Genomic DNA, 17906 nt, shown 5'->3' with positions numbered 1-17906 from the left:
GGGGTCCGATGGATGAACAAGCGCAATCAAATAACAAACTTACGCTGAAGTTATTAGTTGCTGTTTTGGCCATGTTTGGTTTTGGGTTTGCACTCGTGCCTCTCTACGATGTGATGTGTGATACCTTGGGCATTAACGGAAAGACAAGTAGTGAAGCGTCGTTACAACCTCAAGGTATGGTGCCAGATACATCACGCGTTATTAGAGTCGAGTTTATGGCACATCTCAATCAGGGTATTCCTTGGGTGTTTGAACCAGAGGAGCAACATTTGGATGTGCATCCTGGTCAGGTGATTCAGACAGCATTTATCGCCAAGAACAAGTCATCGACAGCGATAATTGGGCAAGCGGTTCCTTCCGTGTCTCCTGGGCTTGGAGCGTCGTACTTTAATAAAATAGAGTGTTTTTGTTTTAACCATCAACCTTTGGATAGTTTAGCTACGGCAGAGATGCCACTGATTTTTTACATCGAGCACGATATTCCAGATTCGATACACACATTAACGCTGTCTTACACCCTTTACGATATTACAGATAAGGTTCCTCAGCCTGCAAAAGTGGCAAGAGTTGAATCTAGTGGCGATCTCACACAGCAAGGAGCGAAGCCATGAGTTCAAAAAAGCAATCCTATTATGTTCCAGCACAAAGCAGTTGGCCGATTGTCGGTGCCGTTTCACTATTTTTAATCGCCGTAGGCGCTGGCTTGACCGTACAGAATATGGCTGAGGGAGGCGTAGGAAGTATTTTTGGTAAGCTTATATTGTTGTCTGGCTTCCTATTTCTTCTCTATATGTTTGCTGGCTGGTTTAGTAGTGTCATTACTGAGTCTATGGAGGGAAAATATTCTGACCAAATATCCCGTTCATTTAGGCAAGGAATGAGTTGGTTTATTTTCTCTGAAGTTATGTTCTTTGGCGCGTTCTTTGGAGCACTGTTTTATGCGAGGATGATTTCAGTTCCTTGGTTAGGTGGTGCGAGCAATAATGCTATGACTCATGAGGTGCTTTGGCCCGCATTTGAAGCCCTTTGGCCACTGACCACAACTCCGGATGGAACAACCACTCAAGCTATGGGGTGGCAGGGGATTCCTTTGGCAAACACCATCATATTGCTGCTCTCTTCAGTAACGTTGCACATGGCGCATATCAGTTTAGAGAAAAACAAACGAATGGCTTTGATTGTTTGGCTTGAGCTGACGATTGTTCTGGCTGGTTTCTTTCTCTATTACCAAGGTGTCGAGTATGCTCATGCCTACCAGGACTTAGACCTGACTCTACAATCAGGAGTTTATGGCAATACCTTTTTCTTACTCACGGGCTTTCACGGTATGCACGTGTTTTTGGGGACGACCATTCTGATCATATTGCTCGCTCGTATCGCTAAAGATCACTTCACACCTAAAGACCACTTCGCTTTTCAAGCAGGGAGTTGGTATTGGCACTTTGTTGATGTTGTTTGGCTAAGTTTGTTTGTGTTTGTTTATGTGCTTTAACCTGACTAGTAGGGACGTGAATTCGGTTCTATTACTCCAGTTAAAAGGGCTGCGATTAGAAGGGATACGGCTAGAGCGGAAAGAAGCACTCGTCTTCCAAGGTAATGGCTCATAGGTTTGTCGTTATCAGTGTTGCCATCTTCGTCTGTTTGAGGTCCTTTTACCATTTCGAACATCGCTTTTGCGAGATTTATAATGACAAAAAGTAGTAGTAATACCAATAGCGATTTAAAGATCAATACCATGACGTCTTCCCTATTTATGTCGTTGAAAAGTGGTTCTGTTTGGGTGGGGATGATCTTAACTTTGGTTGTATTTTCCATTTTGGTCAACCTAGGTCTTTGGCAATTTGGACGGTATCAAAAGAAAAACGAAATAGAACAAAAATTATTAGCACGCGAGCAATCTACAACCGTAGAAATGGACGACTTACATTTGGTAGGTGTTGAGTATTTAACAGGGATTAAAATCAGCGCAGAATTAGTGCCTATAGATGGCAGATACTTGTTACTCGACAACCAAGTTTATAAGGGAGAAGTGGGCTATCTTGCCTACCAGCTTATGGAGTCAGAGACCGGAATAGCAGTATTACTCGAAAGAGGGTTCATACCTGCTGGGAAGGATCGTTCCAAACTCCCCCAGGTTTCCTGGATAACTACGCCAATATCGCTTGCTGCGCGCTTATATCAACGTTCAGTTAACCCACTTAGTGACAGACTCTATATGGAAACGGACAGGCCGCATAGGATTCAAAATTTGAATATCGAAGAGCTTGGTGAGCTTTGGGGAAGGAATATTCAACCTTATCTGATACAGCCTGTGGTCGATGACTGGCCTTACCCTCAGCCTTGGCAACCACTGCCGCTAAGTTCTAGCAAACATTTAGGTTATGCCGTGCAGTGGTTTGGTATGGCAACAGCATTACTGGTTTTAACCCTTTGGATCGCGGTTAGGTTATTTAAGAGTAAGGAGTAGCATATATGGTGAGTAAGGTTGTTCGGGGTAGGATGATGTTTGTGGCTTTGATCACTCTGTTTGCTTTGCCTGCGGTTGTTGCTAAGTTTTTTCTCGTTAATCAATGGTATGAATCTGGAGTGACCAATAAGGGGCTATTGATTGAACCAAAACAGAGCTATGAAAACTTAGGGGTCAATAATCCCTATACAGGTCAGCAATGGCAACTGGGATACTTAGTGCCCGCTAAATGTAATGAGTTCTGTTACCGACAGATCCATCTACTTGGTCAAAGCCATGTTGCTTTGGGTAAGTACCAAAGTCGTGTGGCACCTGTACTTTTATTGTCCAAGGTTAGCGATCATGTGTCTTTAGACAAGAACTCATTTAATCGTATTAAGGTGAATGATGCGTTTCACAATTTAATCTCTGATTTTGAGTTAGTTATTATTGACCCTCTGGGGCAGCTAGTTATGCGCTATCCAGTGGTTGAAAATGAAAGAGATTTGGTGAGTCAAAGCAAAGATATTTTAACGGACCTACGTAAGCTGCTGAAATTATCAAGAGTAGGGTAAGTCAGTTTCCAATGTTTCCTGTTTATTGGTAGATACAAATCTTACTGGCTAGGTGAGGCCTCATGGAAGGAGTTTGGTTATGGGATTGACTAATTTGGTTCGTGTAACCTTAGTAATGACATTTATTGTTATTTTGTTGGGTGCCTATACTCGATTGGCAGATGCAGGGCTTGGGTGCCCAGATTGGCCTGGTTGCTATGGCCATTTGACAGTGCCTGATGAACAACACGAAATTGCACTAGCCAAAACCCTCTATCCTGAATTAACTGTCGAGGCTAATAAGGCTTGGCTTGAGATGATTCATCGCTATTTTGCAGGTACTCTAGGCTTGTTAATTTTTGTGATTTCAGTAAAAGCACTCAAGCATGATGAAGTGTCGAATGTGTTACCTATCACACTATCTGTAGTCGTTATTTTTCAGGCCCTGCTTGGTATGTGGACCGTTACGATGAAATTGATGCCAATAGTAGTTATGGGGCATCTTCTTGGCGGTTTTACACTATTTTGTTTACTCGCACTTTTATATTGGCAATTATCGGGGAAAGTTATTTTAAGGGAGGTGCTGTTACCTCATTTTAAGAGTATTAAGTGGCTTGCTTCAATAACACTATGTTTGGCCGTTATTCAAATAGCGCTTGGTGGGTGGACGTCTTCCAATTATGCGGCTTTGATGTGTAAGGACTTACCAATTTGTGAAGGTAACTGGCAAGGATACCTTGATTTCGATAGTGCATTTACTCTTATTCAGCCAGAGCGGCCAAGTTATGAGTTTGGTACGCTTGATTATGGTGCTCGGATGACTATTCATGTCACGCATAGATTTGGAGCTATGCTGCTTACCCTTGTATCTTTGTGTCTGATAGTCTCGTTACTACTTACGAAAATTTCCTGCTTAAAATGGTCTGCTCTAAGAGTGTCTTGCCTACTGGCTCTTCAAATAGGGCTTGGTATCTCCAATGTTGTGTATAGCCTTCCTATGGTTATTGCAGTTGCGCATAATCTGGTTGCGGCTCTATTACTTGTCTCCATTTTACATGTCAATGTCCAACTGTGGCGTAAAGAAGCAGTCAAAGATCTTACTATTTCCAACCTACTCAGTAAGGAAAGAGAGCTATGAATAACACCATCAGCCGAGTATCCGAACAAGAGCGATCCTTATGGCGAGTTTATTTGACCTTGACCAAACCTAAAGTAGTTGCATTGATGCTACTGACTGCTTTAGTGGGTATGTGTTTAGCTGTTCCCGGCGTATTGCCTATACAGGGAGCCATACTGGGTTTGGCCGGAATTGCTTTTATGGCGGGCTCAGCTGCAGCCTTTAACCATTTAATCGATAGGCGAATTGACGCCATAATGGCGAGGACATATAAACGGCCATTACCGTCAGGAGAGCTTCATACGAGCAATGTGTTTGTATTCGCCAGTGGCTTGGGTTTAGTCGGATTCTTGGTTTTATACGTGGGTGTAAATGCTCTTACGGCTTGGCTGACTTTTGCAAGTTTGCTTGGGTATGCAGCAATTTATACTATGTACTTAAAACGAGAAACACCACAAAATATTGTCATCGCAGGTATGGCTGGAGCCATGCCACCTCTGCTTGGATGGACATCAGTGACAGGTGAACTACATGCCAATGCATGGTTACTTGTCATGATTATTTTCATTTGGACACCACCTCATTTTTGGGCATTAGCAATCCATCGTAAAGAAGATTATGCCAAAGCTGAAATACCCATGTTGCCAGTCACACATGGGGAAGAATACACAAAAACGTCTATTTTACTTTATACGATCTTGTTGTTTGTTGTTTGTTTATTACCTGTGTTGGTAGGTATGGCGGGCGTTTTTTATCTAGTGAGCGCAACTATTTTGTCTGTTCTGTTTATGTATCATGCGTGGAAGCTTAAATTTGAACCATCCAAGGATCGGGCAATCACCACGTTTAAGTTTTCAATATGGCATCTGATGCTGCTATTCTCAGCTTTATTAGTTGACCATTATTTTGTATGAACTTATCTATTTCAAAATTCTTAGCGGGAATTTTGGAACTTTAAACTCTTTTTCTCTAGCCTTTTGAATAAAGCAGAAAGTGTTGCGCAAAATATCAAGTAAACAGTACCCACGATAAGCCATATTTCAAAGATTAGGCCAGATGAGTTAGCCATTTCGGTGCCTACAAACGTCATTTCTTGAATAGAAATAAGAGATACAATAGACGTATCCTTTACTAAGGATATGGCTTGTCCTGCCAATGCTGGCGTGATGGTTGTGAGCACTTGTGGTGCGATGATCAATCGATATTTTACCCACACTGACAGTCCCAGAGCATCTGCCGCTTCCCATTGACCTCTGGGTATACTTGCTAAACCTGAACGAACGATTTCAGCAATATACGCGGAAGATAAAATACTGATGCACAGAACACCTGAAAGTAAGTTTTCCCAAAGAGGTTTAGGGCCAAACAACCAAATTTGCCAGTTTTGAGCCTTTTCAGAACCATCTCTCAATATGCTATCTAGGCCTAACCCTGGGATGAGCTGATTAGAGATGAAAAAGTAAAATATAAATACGAAGACCAGAGGCGGGATATTGCGGATAAGCAATATATACACATTGGCTACAGAGCGCAGCAAATAAAAGGAGGAATGTCGTGATAAGCCAACCAGAACACCGACAGGTAGTGCTAAAAATATCCCCCACAGGCTTAACCTTAATGTTGCGATCACACCCTGAAAGAAATAGGGAATGCTGCCGTCAGCGCGTGGAGTAAAAATGAGCATCATTGCTTCTTCCCAGCGCCAAATATATTGAATACCAACCTCAGATCTGTGATAAAGCCAAATTCCAGCGATGACGACAGCAAACAATATCGCTAAGTCTAGCCTGTTCAATTTTAAGCAAGGCTTTTTTTCAGGTTTCTGCGGGCTTAAGATTTTGGTTATATCCACATCATTGCCTCATTCTAACTGCTATCTGCCTCAGGTATAAGGGCACATAGGCAGGCCCAATTACCTATTTATTTTTGCCAATCTAATGTAGAAAACCAGTATTCGTAGCGTTGCTCTAGCCACCCATCTTCAATTCGGTCATTGATCCAATGATCAAAGAAAGCTTGCTTGTCCGTTTCGCCTAAACGAACCGCAAAAGCTTCATTCCCTTCTGATAAACGTTCGTTGAAGGGGATAAACAAGGTATTAGCATGTTTTACAGCTTCATGTTCAGGCTTTGGACTAGAAGCAATGACTGCGTGTGCGTTTCCATTTAGTACTTCCTGAAAGGCTTGAGCTTCGTCGTCAAATTGAAGAATTTTTGCTTTCGGGAAAGCCACTCGGGCGACTTGAACGGTAAATGCCCCTCTTCGTGCCGCAATTTTGACACGCCTTGAATTAAAGTCACTGACTGTCGAAAACCCTTCAGCTAGTTGTTTATTGGCAGCGACTTGAACACCAGAATGTGAATATGGCTGGGTGAACAGCACACTTTTGGAACGCTCATCGGTCACACTCATTCCACCAATAATCACATCAAATTTCTTAGCTAAAAGAGCTGGGATAATGCCATCCCAAGCGGTAGGAACAAACTTAATCTTCCAGCCAGAGTCAGCGGCTAAACGCTTGGCAACATCAATTTCAAATCCGATTAGTTCACCTTGTTTGTCGCGCATTGCCCAAGGAACAAATGTTGACATGCCGACACGTAAAGTACCTCTTTGATTGATCTCATCTAGGTTTGGGGTATTACTAGCCTGAGCATACATTGGCGCGACTATTGAAAGAATTGTTATTACTGATACCCAGATCTTATGAAGTGAGAGCTTTTGATATTTAAATATGTTCATTTCCGTTCCTACGTTGATACGTGCCAGCTAGTTCCCAGTTTGTATTCTAACCAGACTGAAAGACCAGAAAGCGATAGGGTGAGTGCTAAGTATATTGCAGCAACAGTGAACCATATTTCAAATGGCATAGCCGTTTCTGACACTATGTTACGCCCTTCTGTCGTCAAATCAAAAATAGCCATGACGCTGACAATAGAAGAATTTTTAACTAAAGATACAACTTCATTGGTTAAAGGCGGTAATGTGCGTTGTAACAATTGTGGGAATATGATTTTGTAATAGGTAACAAACGGACTAAGGGCAAGGGAAGAGGCTGCCTCAAATTGACCCCGCGGAATACCATTCAGACCGCCTCTAAGGATTTCAGCCGTGTATGCACCTTGAAAAAGAGACAGAGCAAGAATAGCCGTCGTCATTCTATCAATGCCTAGCACTGGGCCAAAGATAAAATATAAAAGGTAGATTTGTACCAAGAGTGGGGTGTTACGAATCACTTCTATGTAAAGTGTTGCCAATAGTCGCCCGATGATTGAATCGGAAAGTTTGAGCAGAGCAGTGACAACACCTATCAACAAGGTAAATATTAAGCTGAGTAATGAAATTTTTATGGTAATCATCAAACCTTCAATCAACTCGGCAGGCCACCACTGTCCCTGTTCATAAAATGCAATAAAATCAGGTACTCTTTGCCATTGCCACTGGTAGTCCATAGCTTTTGCACCAGAATCAAGAACCCACGCCAAAATAACGAGCAAAATAAGGATCTGCACCGTAGCAGAAGCAATAGGCTTAAACATTTTGAAAATCATTGGTGACTCATGAACTGTTCTAAAAAGTGTTGAGCTCTCGGATGCTGCGGTTGATTGAAAAATTGTTCTGGTGGTGCAACTTCAATTATTTTTCCTTGATCCATAAATACCACTGTGTCTGCTATTTTTTGCGCAAAGCTTACGTCCTGGGTGATGCATATCATGGTCATGCCAGTTTTTGCAATATCTGTAATGATATTCAAGACGTCATGTTTTGTCTGCGGATCTAGCGCTGAGGTTGGTTCATCAAATAGCAGCACCTCGGGTTGCATGCAAAGCGATCGAGCAATAGCCACACGTTGTTTTTGACCATTTGATAGCTGAACTGGGAATTTATCAGCATGATCGGCAATACCAACTTGATTGAGAAAGTGCATGGCATTTTTCAGTGCCTCTCGTCTTGAAAGATTCAAGGTTCGGGCTGGTGCTAGTATCAGGTTGTCAAGAATACTAAGGTGAGGAAACAGATGAAAATGCTGGAAAACCATATCAACTTTATCGGACTGCATAGTTGAAATCGGCTGCCCAAAGACTTTAATGACACCTTTCGAAATACTTTCTAGTCCGTTGACTGCTCTTATGAGCGTTGATTTTCCAGATCCTGAAGGGCCGCAGATCACTAGCTTCTCACCTTTCTTTACTGACAATTGAATGTCTTTGAGGGCTTTTAACTCTCCATATTGCTTACTAACATCTATCAATTCGACGGCATTCATGCAGAAACCAAGTGTGCATATTGTTGTATTTTTACCATACATAGATCATAACGATATTGCATCTAACTTTGAACAAAGTGAGTGATAAAAGCTTGTGTTGACTCATCATTTTTATAATGTAACCTTGAGTTTACGCATGGTGTACAAATCAAAGACAGAAACTATATTGCATTTTATTTGAAAAAATGGTTGCAAGGTTCGTTTTTGATAGATAAGTTACACCCTAGCCCGAGAAGATAATTGAGTATTTAAGTGTGCCATGTATGAAGTGCACTACTCACGCTAAGAAAAATAGGAAGACGTAGCAATGTTCCAGACCGATGATGTACGAATTAGTAAAGTTAAAGAGTTATTACCACCAGTAGCGGTATTGGAAAAGTTTCCTGCTACTGAGACAGCGTCTTCTACAACCTTTCAATCTCGTCAAGATATCTCAAAAATTCTTCGTGGTGAAGATGATAGATTACTTGTGATTGTCGGCCCATGCTCGATTCATGATCCACAAGCGGCAATCGAATACGGAAAGCGATTGAAAGTCTTGCGAGACGAGTTGGGTGATCGACTTGAAGTTGTGATGAGGGTCTATTTTGAAAAACCTCGCACAACAGTAGGTTGGAAGGGCCTTATTAACGACCCTTACATGAATGACACTTTTAAAATCAATGATGGTTTGCGCATTGGTCGTAAGCTTTTGCTTGATTTGACGGATCTTGGTCTACCAACCGCAAGTGAATTTCTTGATATGATCACGCCTCAGTATGTGGCAGATCTTATCAGCTGGGGGGCGATTGGTGCGCGCACAACCGAATCTCAAGTCCACCGTGAATTGGCATCAGGTCTTTCTTGCCCAGTCGGATTTAAGAATGGAACCGATGGTAATATTAAAATTGCTTCAGACGCGATTCGAAGTGCGAGTGCATCACACCACTTTTTGTCAGTGACTAAGTATGGCCATTCTGCCATTGTAGAAACGGCAGGTAACTCGGATTGTCATATTATTCTGCGTGGAGGTATAGAGCCTAACTATAGTGCAGCGCATGTGAGTGAGATTAAATCTCAGCTAGAAGCTTCGGGCTTGCCGCAAAAAGTGATGATTGACTTTAGCCACGCCAATAGCTCTAAACAATATCAGCGCCAGATGGTAGTTGCAGAGGATGTTGCTGGTCAAATCGCTTCTGGCGAAGATGCTGTCTTTGGTGTGATGATTGAGTCACACTTGGTTGAAGGCCGTCAAGACTTGGTTGATGGTAAGGCTGAGACTTACGGGCAATCAGTTACCGATGCGTGCATTGGCTGGCAAGATACCGAAAAGGTTCTTCGTCAATTAGCTGATGCAGTAGAAGCGCGTCGTCAGCGATAAGCACATACAATACAAAGAATCAGATAAAGGCAGAGTGATCTGCCTTTTTTATTTTTATTACGTGTCAAAAGCAAGTTTTATATTAATCTTGAAGAAAGTGACATTGGGAGGCGTAGCTTAGTTCGACATAGTGTTTATTCTTACTCGGCTTTGTCCTCTATCTGCTTGATTAATACTTCACTCGTACTTTTCAAAAATTTTCAAAATACGACCTGACTCTTGGAGTGATTTCAAACCTGTGTTAAAGGCCGACATGATCTCCTCTTTATTTGGGTGATATCGACTAATGGCAAGGTGTAAAGTGTTCTCTGCGAGTGGTTTTGAAATTAATTTAAATCCGTTAATGTCTAGATTGCTATTTCTTAAAAGCCAGCGGAAAACCATTTTATCTGCAACTAATACATCAATTCTTCCAGTTCTTAATTTCTTAATGTTTGTCGTTAGGTTATCTGCGTCCAACCGTTCAAAATCCTTTGACTGCATGAAGGCATCGTTATAGGCATAACCTCGAAGTACACCTACTCTTTTGCCAGCAAGACTTGTTACACCTTGATAATCAAACGCATTGTCTTTAAGGGTTACAAAGATCAGGGAGTTTACTAAATAAGCATCGCTAAAGTAGAGGTATTTCAGTCGGTCACTGCTTTTCCATACTGTGAGGGCAATATCGTAGCGTTGCATTACGACCTCTCTCAAAGCGCGGCTCCAAGGCTTGATGGTATGTTTCATTTGGTAGCCCTGAGCTGAAAAGGCTTCTTCAATGATCTCATAGGCCAACCCTTTTATATAGGGAGAGTCAATCACATAGGGTGGCCACTCGTCCTGAACTGCCGATACGACGTTAGCGTTTACAGGTAATTGATAAAACAATATATATACGATGAGCGCAGTTATAGCTTTGTCAGGCATGATTTGTTCTCTATCAATAAACTAATACTAATTGTAGTTAATCTTAGAAAGATTAGAGATAAGCTAGCCTTGTACAATTTATGCTTAGTGGCTGGGAGATAGGACCTATAATTACAACAGTAACTTTGGTTGGGGGCAAGAGCTCTATCCACCCCAAGGGCGAGAGAAACGATATAGGTTTAAACAGCAGTTTAAAGGCTTACCTGGGTGTTAGATAAGTGTGAAGTCCATGTTGGCGATCTCAGGGTATTGACTAAAGTCCCTTATAGTTGTTTTTGCTGAATTTATTACTCTATCTTTTAGCTGATTAGAATGGAGTTGATTGTTGTAAGGCTTCCATGGAGCCGATACGATACATGAGACGGATTGATCTCCTTGCGTTAATGAGAATGAAAAAAGGTTATAGTATCCGTGATCTGCCATTTTCTGTATGTAATGCGAGTTGTATTCCCCCTGTTCGTTTGGGTAACACAATCGGCCAGCATTTCTCTCAGTATAACTAAAGGTGTCATCAATTTTATCATATTGATTTCTGTAATAGAGCTCTTTGTATGCGCATGGCATGTTGGAAATAATCTGGCTCAGTTCCCCGCTGGTTAACTTTAATGATAGATACAAGTTATCTAACTTTATCCTGTTGTTAATTGCTGTGGTGACATTCATAAAGTATCTTAAACCAAATTTCTTAAAAGAAAAAAATTAATGGTTGCTCCTCAGCTAGTCAATAGAAAATAGTGATTCTTTAAATTCTTCTAACTTTAGATCTATCCACCATTCAATGTTTTTAACTTGTTGATTATTAGAGAGAATACTATAGGATAGGATTAATAATAACTATGGTAACCAGTTAGCCAATAGCTCATTAGGCGCTTTATAACAGAGAATATGATGATCAAAGTGAAAGACACCTTGAGTTTGAAAGGTGATACATCTAATCCATTTCCTGAGCCATTCAAATCCCTACTTGGTCAGGCAGAATGTAAAGGCTTAGGCGGTCTTTTTGGTTTAACTCAGTTTGGAGTAAATCTTGAAGTCTTAGAGCCTGATGCTCAGTCCGCTTTAAGACATTGGCATACAAAGTCTGATGAGTTTGTTTACGTGTTAAGTGGTGAGCTTTGTTTGGTCACAGATGATGGTGAACAGGCAATGCGAGCGGGAATGTGTGCAGGCTTTCCTGCAGGTATTGAGAATGGGCACCACCTAATTAATCGAAGTAGTAATCAAGCAACATTTATTGTTATTGGCAGTCGCGAGCTGGGGGATGAAGCTCACTATCCAGACGATGACTTTAAATGGGTAGTTAACAGTTCAGGTGAATGGGTAGCGTGTAAGAAAGATGGCACACCTTACTTATAATATGGCGCCGTAATATTACCTGTCAAAGTCGATGTTACCGGTTAAATTCAGGTGAGTTAAGAACAATAAGGTACGATATATAAGGAAGTCATTCGTTGTCTTCAGTTCAATTAGCACGATACATTATTAGTTTTAGTTGGTTGTATCATGGAATATTCCCTAAACTAGTCCATATTGCACCTTTGGAAAGGTTATTAATTGGAAGCTTCGGTTTATCAGATGAAGTTTCCTATCTTGTCACTAAATCTGCGGGCGTTTCTGAAGTGATATTTGGTGTTGTTGTCTTTGTTTTCTATCGCTCAAAGTTTGTTATTATGCTAAATATATTCGCACTTATTGGTTTACTCATCTTCGTTGCTTTTTGTCAGTCCTTATTACTAGTCGAAGCATTTAACCCAGTAACTACTAACATTCCATTAATCGGATTAAGTTTGGTTTTACTTAACAAATTAAAGCCGTCTAGTCAGATTTAAATATATAAATTTTAATCAGTTAGAAATGAGGGTGATTGTTATTGGGAATTTATGTTTTAGAGGGTAGAGAAAGAATGATTCAGAGTATTTATGATCAAATGTGGACAAGTTTTAAATTAGCATCTGAGCGCAACGATTATAAATTAGACCCGTATTTATTGAATCTTGAGAAGGACAATAGAAGGGGTATCAGTGTCTTAGCATACTTAAAACAGGGTAATCGCTCTGTTATTGGTGAAATCATACACTTTCAGAAAAGGATAAGAGATATTGAACCTGCTCAGTACTTTCACCCATTAGATGAACTTCACCTAACTATTCTTTCAGTAATCTCATGCATATCTGAGTTCAGGCTTAGTGATATCAATACTCAAGACTATGCAGAAATATTCCATTCAGCCTTATGCTCTATACCTACAATAGAAATTAAATATCGGGGTGTTAGCGCATCACCAAACTGTATAGTCATACAGGGCTTCCCTGTCAATGATGCTTTGCAACGTTTTCGAAATGCTTTAAGAAGTAACCTGAGTGAGGCGGGGCTTTGGGCTACGTTTGATAGCCGATATAACCTAGTGACAGCTCATAGTTCGATTATTCGATTTAAGGTCCCAGTTCACGATGGTCAAAAACTTTTGGCACTTTGCCAAGAATATCGAGATTATGATTTTGGTAGTATTATTCTTCAAGATTTTGAACTGGTGTTTAACAACTGGTATCAGAACTTAGCAGTAACAAAGTCTTTAGCTTGTGGTTCAGTCTCACAATAAGCATAAACAGTCGATTTAGGCTGAGCTATGACGACAAACATCCGTCTCTTTAGTACATCGAAAATTTGCGGTCACATCTTTTATAAGCTAACTCGATTTCACCAACATACATTCCAACATTTCACAGTTTTTGTTCTCCATGATGCTCTTGCCTATGGGTCATATGAAAATGTCATTTTTAACTATTGAAACAATAAATAGTGCGCCTTTTTAAGCTGTTATTTTGACTAATGATATTTAAATAAGAAGGGTCTTAGAGTGGCATAACTCCCTATATTGATAGAGATGTTTTCGACGTTTTCTAAAAAGTTCCAATCTAATTTCAAAAAATGTGAACTTGATCTTATCTTGTTTCATAAGTATCAATAATGAGAAAAACCTATTGTATTCATATGTTTAAAAACTAGTCACTTTTTTGTTAGTTAAGTAATAGCTAATTTATGCTCTCAATATGAAACAAACTGCACTTCACTTTTGATTTTTTCGTACTACTTTATAAATGTTCATGAAAAAGCTTGGTTTTCTGAGTGTTGTGTGAACAAAGGTTATAACCCTATATGGACGTTAAATTATGAAAATTAAATTATTAGCCGCTTTGGTTGCGGCAACAGCATGTGGTTCAAGCGCTTTTGCAGCAGAAGTTTATAACAGTGAAGGCACAACTCTTTCTATTGGCGGTTATGTCGATGTGGGTGTTGGTGAATATGACAAGAGTTCAAGCTCAACTGAGGAACAACGACAAGACGTGCAGGTAGAGAGTGTCTCTCCTCGTATTAATATTGCAGGCTCTCAAGATGTTGGCAATGGTGTGGTTGTTGATATGAAAGGTGAATGGTCAGTCAACTATTTAGACGGAGGAGAAAAAACTTTTGATACCCGTTTAGGCTATATCGGCGCTACCCATGAAGAAATGGGTCGTTTGGTTGCGGGTACTCAGTGGTCTCCTTATTATGATGTGGGCGGTGTTGCTGACATGCCAATCGCCTTTGCCAACGATTTCTTGTATGACTATCAAATGGGTGGTGCTCGTGCAGAGCGGATGGTAAGTTACAGAAAATCATTTGCAGTTGCTGAAGATGGTATGTTAAATGTAGGTTTGGGCTGGCAAGGTGAAGAAACCGAGTCAGATCTAGATGCAAGAATGCAAGCTTCTCTGAGTTTTAGTATGATGAACTTTGGGTTGGGTTATGCATATTCAGGTGGGGATCGTAAAATTAGCGGTGTCGATGAAGATGCGACTTCTCATATCTTTTCACTCAATTACGGCTCATATGGCTCTGGTATCAATGCTGCTATTGTTTATGGCATGAATGAGTATTTCTACGACAGTCTTAAAGAAACGGTTCAATTAGAAGGCTTACTTGCATACGGTATGGATAATGGCCTTAACATTAGTGTTAACTATGAGTCTGTTGAGAATGATACAACCAGTAAGACTTTGTATAGCACATCTGCACTTCAGTTTGAGTATACAGTCGCACCAAGTTTCGTGACTTTTGCAGCTTATGAAATAGACTTGGGTGATGACGACGATACCACTAAAGATGATGACAAGTGGATAATCGGTGCTCGTTACTTCCTATAATTCAGTAATCCAACTGCCTTAACACGCATTTGTGTCAGCGCCTATTCAGCTTTGAATAGGCGCTTTTCTATTGGCGTAATAAACTTTTTGTGCATCAGCTCAATATTTACTGCGGTGTCTATCGACCATGCAAGGATTTCTATTACCATCCAGTTTAGTGATTAATAACAGGGAATATGTATGAACTCGGTTAAACTTGGTGCTAACAACGTTCAACCTACCAAGATCTTGTGCGTGGGACGAAATTATCATGACCATATTAAAGAGTTAAATAACCCAGTTCCTGATAATATGGTGGTGTTCAATAAACCGCCTTCATCTATTGATACTCAGCTTTGCTCCTACCATGGAGAAGCTATTCACTACGAAGGTGAGATTTGCTTTATGGTCAAGGGCGGGCAGTTTTGTGCTGTTGGTTTTGGGTTGGATTTAACCAAACGTCAATTGCAAACAGAACTCAAGATCAAAGGGTTACCATGGGAGCGAGCAAAAGCATTTGATGGATCCGCCGTATTCAGTCGTTTTATTCCTATTGAAGGGATTCAAATCGAATCATTGCAGATTGAGTTATTTATTAACTGTGTGCGGGTGCAAAAAGGTGCGGTAGGGGACATGATTTATTCGCCATCATCGATCTTGGAGGAACTGACGACTTATACTAGGTTAGAGGATGGAGACATTATAATGACGGGAACCCCACAAGGTGTTGGTGAAGTACATCAAGGCGATGTTTTTTTAGGAAGACTAAGCAGCCAAAATAAAATTTTGTTGGAAGTGGAGTGGATTGCGCAATAGGAAATTGTCACTTTTGACAATATTAATGCTTGAGTAAGATATTGCCCTGCAAGTATTTTAGCTTAGGTTACAGGGCATGAAATAAAAACTATAATGGTTCTCGACCGCTTTCCTCATTAACCTCAGTTTCCAGTTTGAGAGTTTGAGTTGGGAAAGCAATATCGGCGCCATGTTGATGAATGATGTGCATGATTTGCAGCAGGACATCTTCTTTCACTTGGTGGTAGCGAACCCAATTTACCGTTTTGGTAAATGTGTACACCAGCATTTGCAGTGAAGATGGGCCGAAAGCATTGAAATTCACAATCAATGTTTGTTTGGTATCGATATCTGGGTGATTCTGGAGCATCGATTTGATGTCATTGACAATACTTTCCACTTTATGGCCGTCACTATAGCGTACTCCAATGGTTTCTTTGATCCTGCGGTTTAGCATTCGTGAAGGGTTTTCCACCACGATATTGCTGAAAACGGAGTTGGGGATATAGAGAGGTCGCTTTTCGAATGTTCGAATAATTGTCATTCTCCAGCCGATACGCTCTACTGTTCCTTCTATTTGGCGATCTGGAGAGCGAATCCAATCACCGACTTTAAACGGGCGGTCAAAATAAATCATCATGCCGCCAAAGAAGTTCGAGAGTAAGTCTTTCGCGGCCAGACCGACAATCAAACCACCCACACCACCGAAGGTTAGCAAGCCTGATAGGCTGAGCCCAAATGCTTGCATGATGGTGAGTGCACCTATGATTACGAAGATAAGTCGTGAGACTTTAGCGATCGCATGAACTGTGGTTTCATCATGTGTTTTTTTCTCTAGAACAAAGCTTTCGACGTTATTAATAAAGCGTATTGTTATCCACGCCAAAATAGCGATAACAATTGGCAGTTTTAACGTGCTAAGCCAACCAAGTTTGATGCCAAAGTGTTCTTGAATAAAAAAGTCGAGCGAGACGGTTGCTGGCCAGCACCATATGAGTGCACTAACAGGGGTCTTTAGAGCGTTTAATGTCAGGTCATCCCAATCAAACTTAGTTTTCTTTGATAGATATTCCAGTCGGTTATATATAACTCTCCATGCTATCCATGCTAGGAAGCTGGCTAGGGTAATAAACAAAAAGTTAGTATTCCAACTTTGCAAAAATGTAATCAAGGATTGTGATAAAGGAGGTGACGGCTCCATAATGTATTGGCTCTTATAGTTACAGACTCTTACATCAGTATAAAGATATGTTGCTCATCAAACTAGCTATGTTCTAAGCAAAAGCCTTTATAAATGTACAACAATGAAGAAATTTTGCTCTTAACCTAGTCTTATCGCAGTACGTCGATAAGATATAAGGTAATATATGATTATTATTTACTGTTGAAATGCTCTGATAAAGCCGCACGACGTCTTTTAGCTGCACCGCCACCACTTTTGACAGTGTCTTCATAGCCAGCTTTTATAAAGCGCTGAGCAGGGCTGCTTGGAGTTATGCGTTTAATCTGCGGGGATTTACGTGTCCCTGACACTTGATAAACAGTCTGACCACTTCCCGTTGTCACTGTAATTAGTGTTCCATCATAACCAAAATCTGTAGTGATAAGCCTTTCGTTACGAAATACCCCGCGTTCACTGAATGTCAGTATCTCAGTATCATAGTCTGGAGTGCCAATTTCGATCCATCGGCCGTAGACATGTTTGGGGTGAATATAATCCTTATAGCTAAAGTATAAAATGGCAGAAAAGGCAACACCCAGAGCAATGAGCAAAGTAACACCAGAAAACTTGAGAAAAGCTTTTTTTGTCAAATTGGAGTCATCTTGTTCTGACTCTTTGCTTTCCTTCTTTAATGCCACATTAAACTGCTCTTTTTAATAGTATACAAAAGATAAGTATACCTTTAAACCAGCATCATTAGTGAAAAATTTACTCAAGCGATCCTCTCACATACAGAGTGAAGTGTAACTTCCATATAAACTCCCACACTTAATTAAGTGCAAACGATTAAGCATAGCGGATGGTTTTGAAAGCAAGTTCCCAATCTATTTAGTTTTCTATCAAAATTGCATGACTTATGCTTTCTTCTCTAAAGACATGTGAGAGTAGGCACTTTGAAAATCGTTTCTAAAGTACATGGCTTTAAGTGACGTAGGATTGGTCTGTCCCCATTGATAGAAATGTTTACTATAATTAGAGAGCGAAGTTGTTTTTTGGGGAGGTAAGGTATGTCTGTTGTACCGTAAGCTGGCGGTGAGCCCCATTTAACTGAAAGCTGGCACCGACTAAAAATA

The 17906-nt window shown here is 40.6% G+C and carries 20 protein-coding genes and 1 pseudogene; 13 read left to right on the top strand and 8 right to left on the bottom strand.

Going from position 1 to position 17906, the window contains the following annotated elements; all coding sequences use genetic code 11:
* The first annotated feature begins 8 nt into the window (after window positions 1–8).
* Together AAFM34_RS10445 and AAFM34_RS10440 are read left to right on the top strand one after the other, a co-directional pair.
* Window positions 9–611, top strand: coding sequence for a cytochrome c oxidase assembly protein (locus AAFM34_RS10445; protein ID WP_341662553.1), 603 nt, complete (start codon window positions 9–11; stop codon window positions 609–611).
* Complete coding sequence (locus AAFM34_RS10440) at window positions 608–1492, top strand: cytochrome c oxidase subunit 3 (protein ID WP_341662551.1); 885 nt, start codon at window positions 608–610, stop codon at window positions 1490–1492. The genes AAFM34_RS10445 and AAFM34_RS10440 overlap by 4 nt, the downstream gene beginning before the upstream one ends.
* Before the next feature lie 5 nt (window positions 1493–1497).
* Here the strand turns inward: AAFM34_RS10440 and AAFM34_RS10435 are convergent, their stop codons facing one another.
* Window positions 1498–1737, bottom strand: a complete 240-nt coding sequence (locus AAFM34_RS10435) for a DUF2909 family protein (protein WP_341662549.1) — start codon at window positions 1735–1737, stop codon at window positions 1498–1500.
* Between AAFM34_RS10435 and AAFM34_RS10430 the strand changes: the two genes are divergently transcribed.
* The 4 genes from AAFM34_RS10430 to cyoE all read left to right on the top strand — a co-directional run bounded on the left by AAFM34_RS10430 (window position 1736) and on the right by cyoE (window position 5031).
* Window positions 1736–2467 carry an SURF1 family protein gene (locus AAFM34_RS10430; protein ID WP_341662547.1) on the top strand — a complete coding sequence of 244 codons (732 nt, stop codon included), beginning with the start codon at window positions 1736–1738 and terminating at the stop codon, window positions 2465–2467. The genes AAFM34_RS10435 and AAFM34_RS10430 overlap by 2 nt on opposite strands.
* Window positions 2468–2472: 5 nt before the next feature.
* Window positions 2473–3021 carry a hypothetical protein gene (locus AAFM34_RS10425; protein WP_341662545.1) on the top strand — a complete coding sequence of 183 codons (549 nt, stop codon included), beginning with the start codon at window positions 2473–2475 and terminating at the stop codon, window positions 3019–3021.
* Window positions 3022–3100: 79 nt separating this feature from the next.
* Window positions 3101–4138, top strand: coding sequence for a COX15/CtaA family protein (locus tag AAFM34_RS10420; RefSeq protein WP_341662543.1), 1038 nt, complete (start codon window positions 3101–3103; stop codon window positions 4136–4138).
* Window positions 4135–5031, top strand: coding sequence for a heme o synthase (gene cyoE, locus AAFM34_RS10415; RefSeq protein ID WP_341662541.1), 897 nt, complete (start codon window positions 4135–4137; stop codon window positions 5029–5031). Before AAFM34_RS10420 ends, cyoE begins: the two co-directional genes overlap by 4 nt.
* Before the next feature lie 20 nt (window positions 5032–5051).
* Here the strand turns inward: cyoE and AAFM34_RS10410 are convergent, their stop codons facing one another.
* From AAFM34_RS10410 to AAFM34_RS10395, 4 genes and pseudogenes are all read right to left on the bottom strand, one after another.
* Window positions 5052–5963, bottom strand: a complete 912-nt coding sequence (locus AAFM34_RS10410) for an amino acid ABC transporter permease (RefSeq protein WP_371833271.1) — start codon at window positions 5961–5963, stop codon at window positions 5052–5054.
* Window positions 5964–6037: 74 nt separating this feature from the next.
* Window positions 6038–6772, bottom strand: a pseudogene (locus tag AAFM34_RS10405) (transporter substrate-binding domain-containing protein); the annotation flags it as partial.
* A 95-nt stretch (window positions 6773–6867) separates the two neighbouring features.
* Window positions 6868–7668 (bottom strand): amino acid ABC transporter permease, encoded by an 801-nt coding sequence (locus AAFM34_RS10400; RefSeq protein WP_341662539.1) that lies wholly within the window; start codon window positions 7666–7668, stop codon window positions 6868–6870.
* The gene (locus AAFM34_RS10395; RefSeq protein ID WP_341662537.1) at window positions 7665–8384 is read right to left on the bottom strand and encodes an amino acid ABC transporter ATP-binding protein; all 720 of its coding nucleotides are present in this window, start codon (window positions 8382–8384) and stop codon (window positions 7665–7667) included. The genes AAFM34_RS10400 and AAFM34_RS10395 overlap by 4 nt, the downstream gene beginning before the upstream one ends.
* A gap of 307 nt (window positions 8385–8691) precedes the next feature.
* Between AAFM34_RS10395 and aroG the strand changes: the two genes are divergently transcribed.
* Window positions 8692–9744, top strand: coding sequence for a 3-deoxy-7-phosphoheptulonate synthase AroG (aroG, locus tag AAFM34_RS10390; RefSeq protein ID WP_341662536.1), 1053 nt, complete (start codon window positions 8692–8694; stop codon window positions 9742–9744).
* Window positions 9745–9921: 177 nt separating this feature from the next.
* On the opposite strand, the gene AAFM34_RS10385 is transcribed toward aroG, so the two are convergent.
* Window positions 9922–10653, bottom strand: coding sequence for a transporter substrate-binding domain-containing protein (locus AAFM34_RS10385; RefSeq protein WP_341662534.1), 732 nt, complete (start codon window positions 10651–10653; stop codon window positions 9922–9924).
* A gap of 356 nt (window positions 10654–11009) precedes the next feature.
* Here AAFM34_RS10385 and AAFM34_RS10380 point away from each other — a divergent pair, with 356 nt between their 5' ends.
* From AAFM34_RS10380 to AAFM34_RS10355, 6 genes are all read left to right on the top strand, one after another.
* The gene (locus tag AAFM34_RS10380) at window positions 11010–11156 is read left to right on the top strand and encodes a hypothetical protein (protein ID WP_341662532.1); all 147 of its coding nucleotides are present in this window, start codon (window positions 11010–11012) and stop codon (window positions 11154–11156) included.
* A gap of 382 nt (window positions 11157–11538) precedes the next feature.
* Window positions 11539–12009 carry a cupin domain-containing protein gene (locus AAFM34_RS10375; RefSeq protein WP_341662530.1) on the top strand — a complete coding sequence of 157 codons (471 nt, stop codon included), beginning with the start codon at window positions 11539–11541 and terminating at the stop codon, window positions 12007–12009.
* A 95-nt stretch (window positions 12010–12104) separates the two neighbouring features.
* Window positions 12105–12482 carry a DoxX-like family protein gene (locus tag AAFM34_RS10370; protein WP_341662528.1) on the top strand — a complete coding sequence of 126 codons (378 nt, stop codon included), beginning with the start codon at window positions 12105–12107 and terminating at the stop codon, window positions 12480–12482.
* Window positions 12483–12556: 74 nt separating this feature from the next.
* On the top strand, window positions 12557–13252 hold the full coding sequence (locus tag AAFM34_RS10365; RefSeq protein ID WP_341662526.1) for a hypothetical protein: 696 nt from the start codon (window positions 12557–12559) through the stop codon (window positions 13250–13252).
* Window positions 13253–13823: 571 nt separating this feature from the next.
* Window positions 13824–14837, top strand: coding sequence for a porin (locus AAFM34_RS10360; RefSeq protein WP_341662524.1), 1014 nt, complete (start codon window positions 13824–13826; stop codon window positions 14835–14837).
* A 180-nt stretch (window positions 14838–15017) separates the two neighbouring features.
* Entirely contained in the window at window positions 15018–15632 is a 615-nt protein-coding gene (locus tag AAFM34_RS10355; RefSeq protein WP_341662522.1) for a fumarylacetoacetate hydrolase family protein, read from the top strand.
* Between the two features lie 88 nt (window positions 15633–15720).
* Here AAFM34_RS10355 and AAFM34_RS10350 read toward each other — a convergent pair whose 3' ends face one another.
* Together AAFM34_RS10350 and AAFM34_RS10345 are read right to left on the bottom strand one after the other, a co-directional pair.
* A complete protein-coding gene (locus AAFM34_RS10350) occupies window positions 15721–16812 on the bottom strand; it encodes a mechanosensitive ion channel family protein (protein WP_341662520.1) in 1092 nt (363 codons plus the stop codon).
* 173 nt (window positions 16813–16985) lie between these two features.
* A complete protein-coding gene (locus tag AAFM34_RS10345) occupies window positions 16986–17423 on the bottom strand; it encodes a DUF2850 domain-containing protein (RefSeq protein ID WP_341662592.1) in 438 nt (145 codons plus the stop codon).
* Window positions 17424–17906 lie beyond the last annotated feature (483 nt).

Origin of the sequence: Vibrio sp. (assembly GCF_038138445.1) — a bacterium.
Lineage (GTDB): Bacteria > Pseudomonadota > Gammaproteobacteria > Enterobacterales > Vibrionaceae > Vibrio.
The sequence above is the reverse complement of the archived record's forward strand: the minus strand, read 5'-3'. Positions and strand labels throughout refer to the sequence as shown.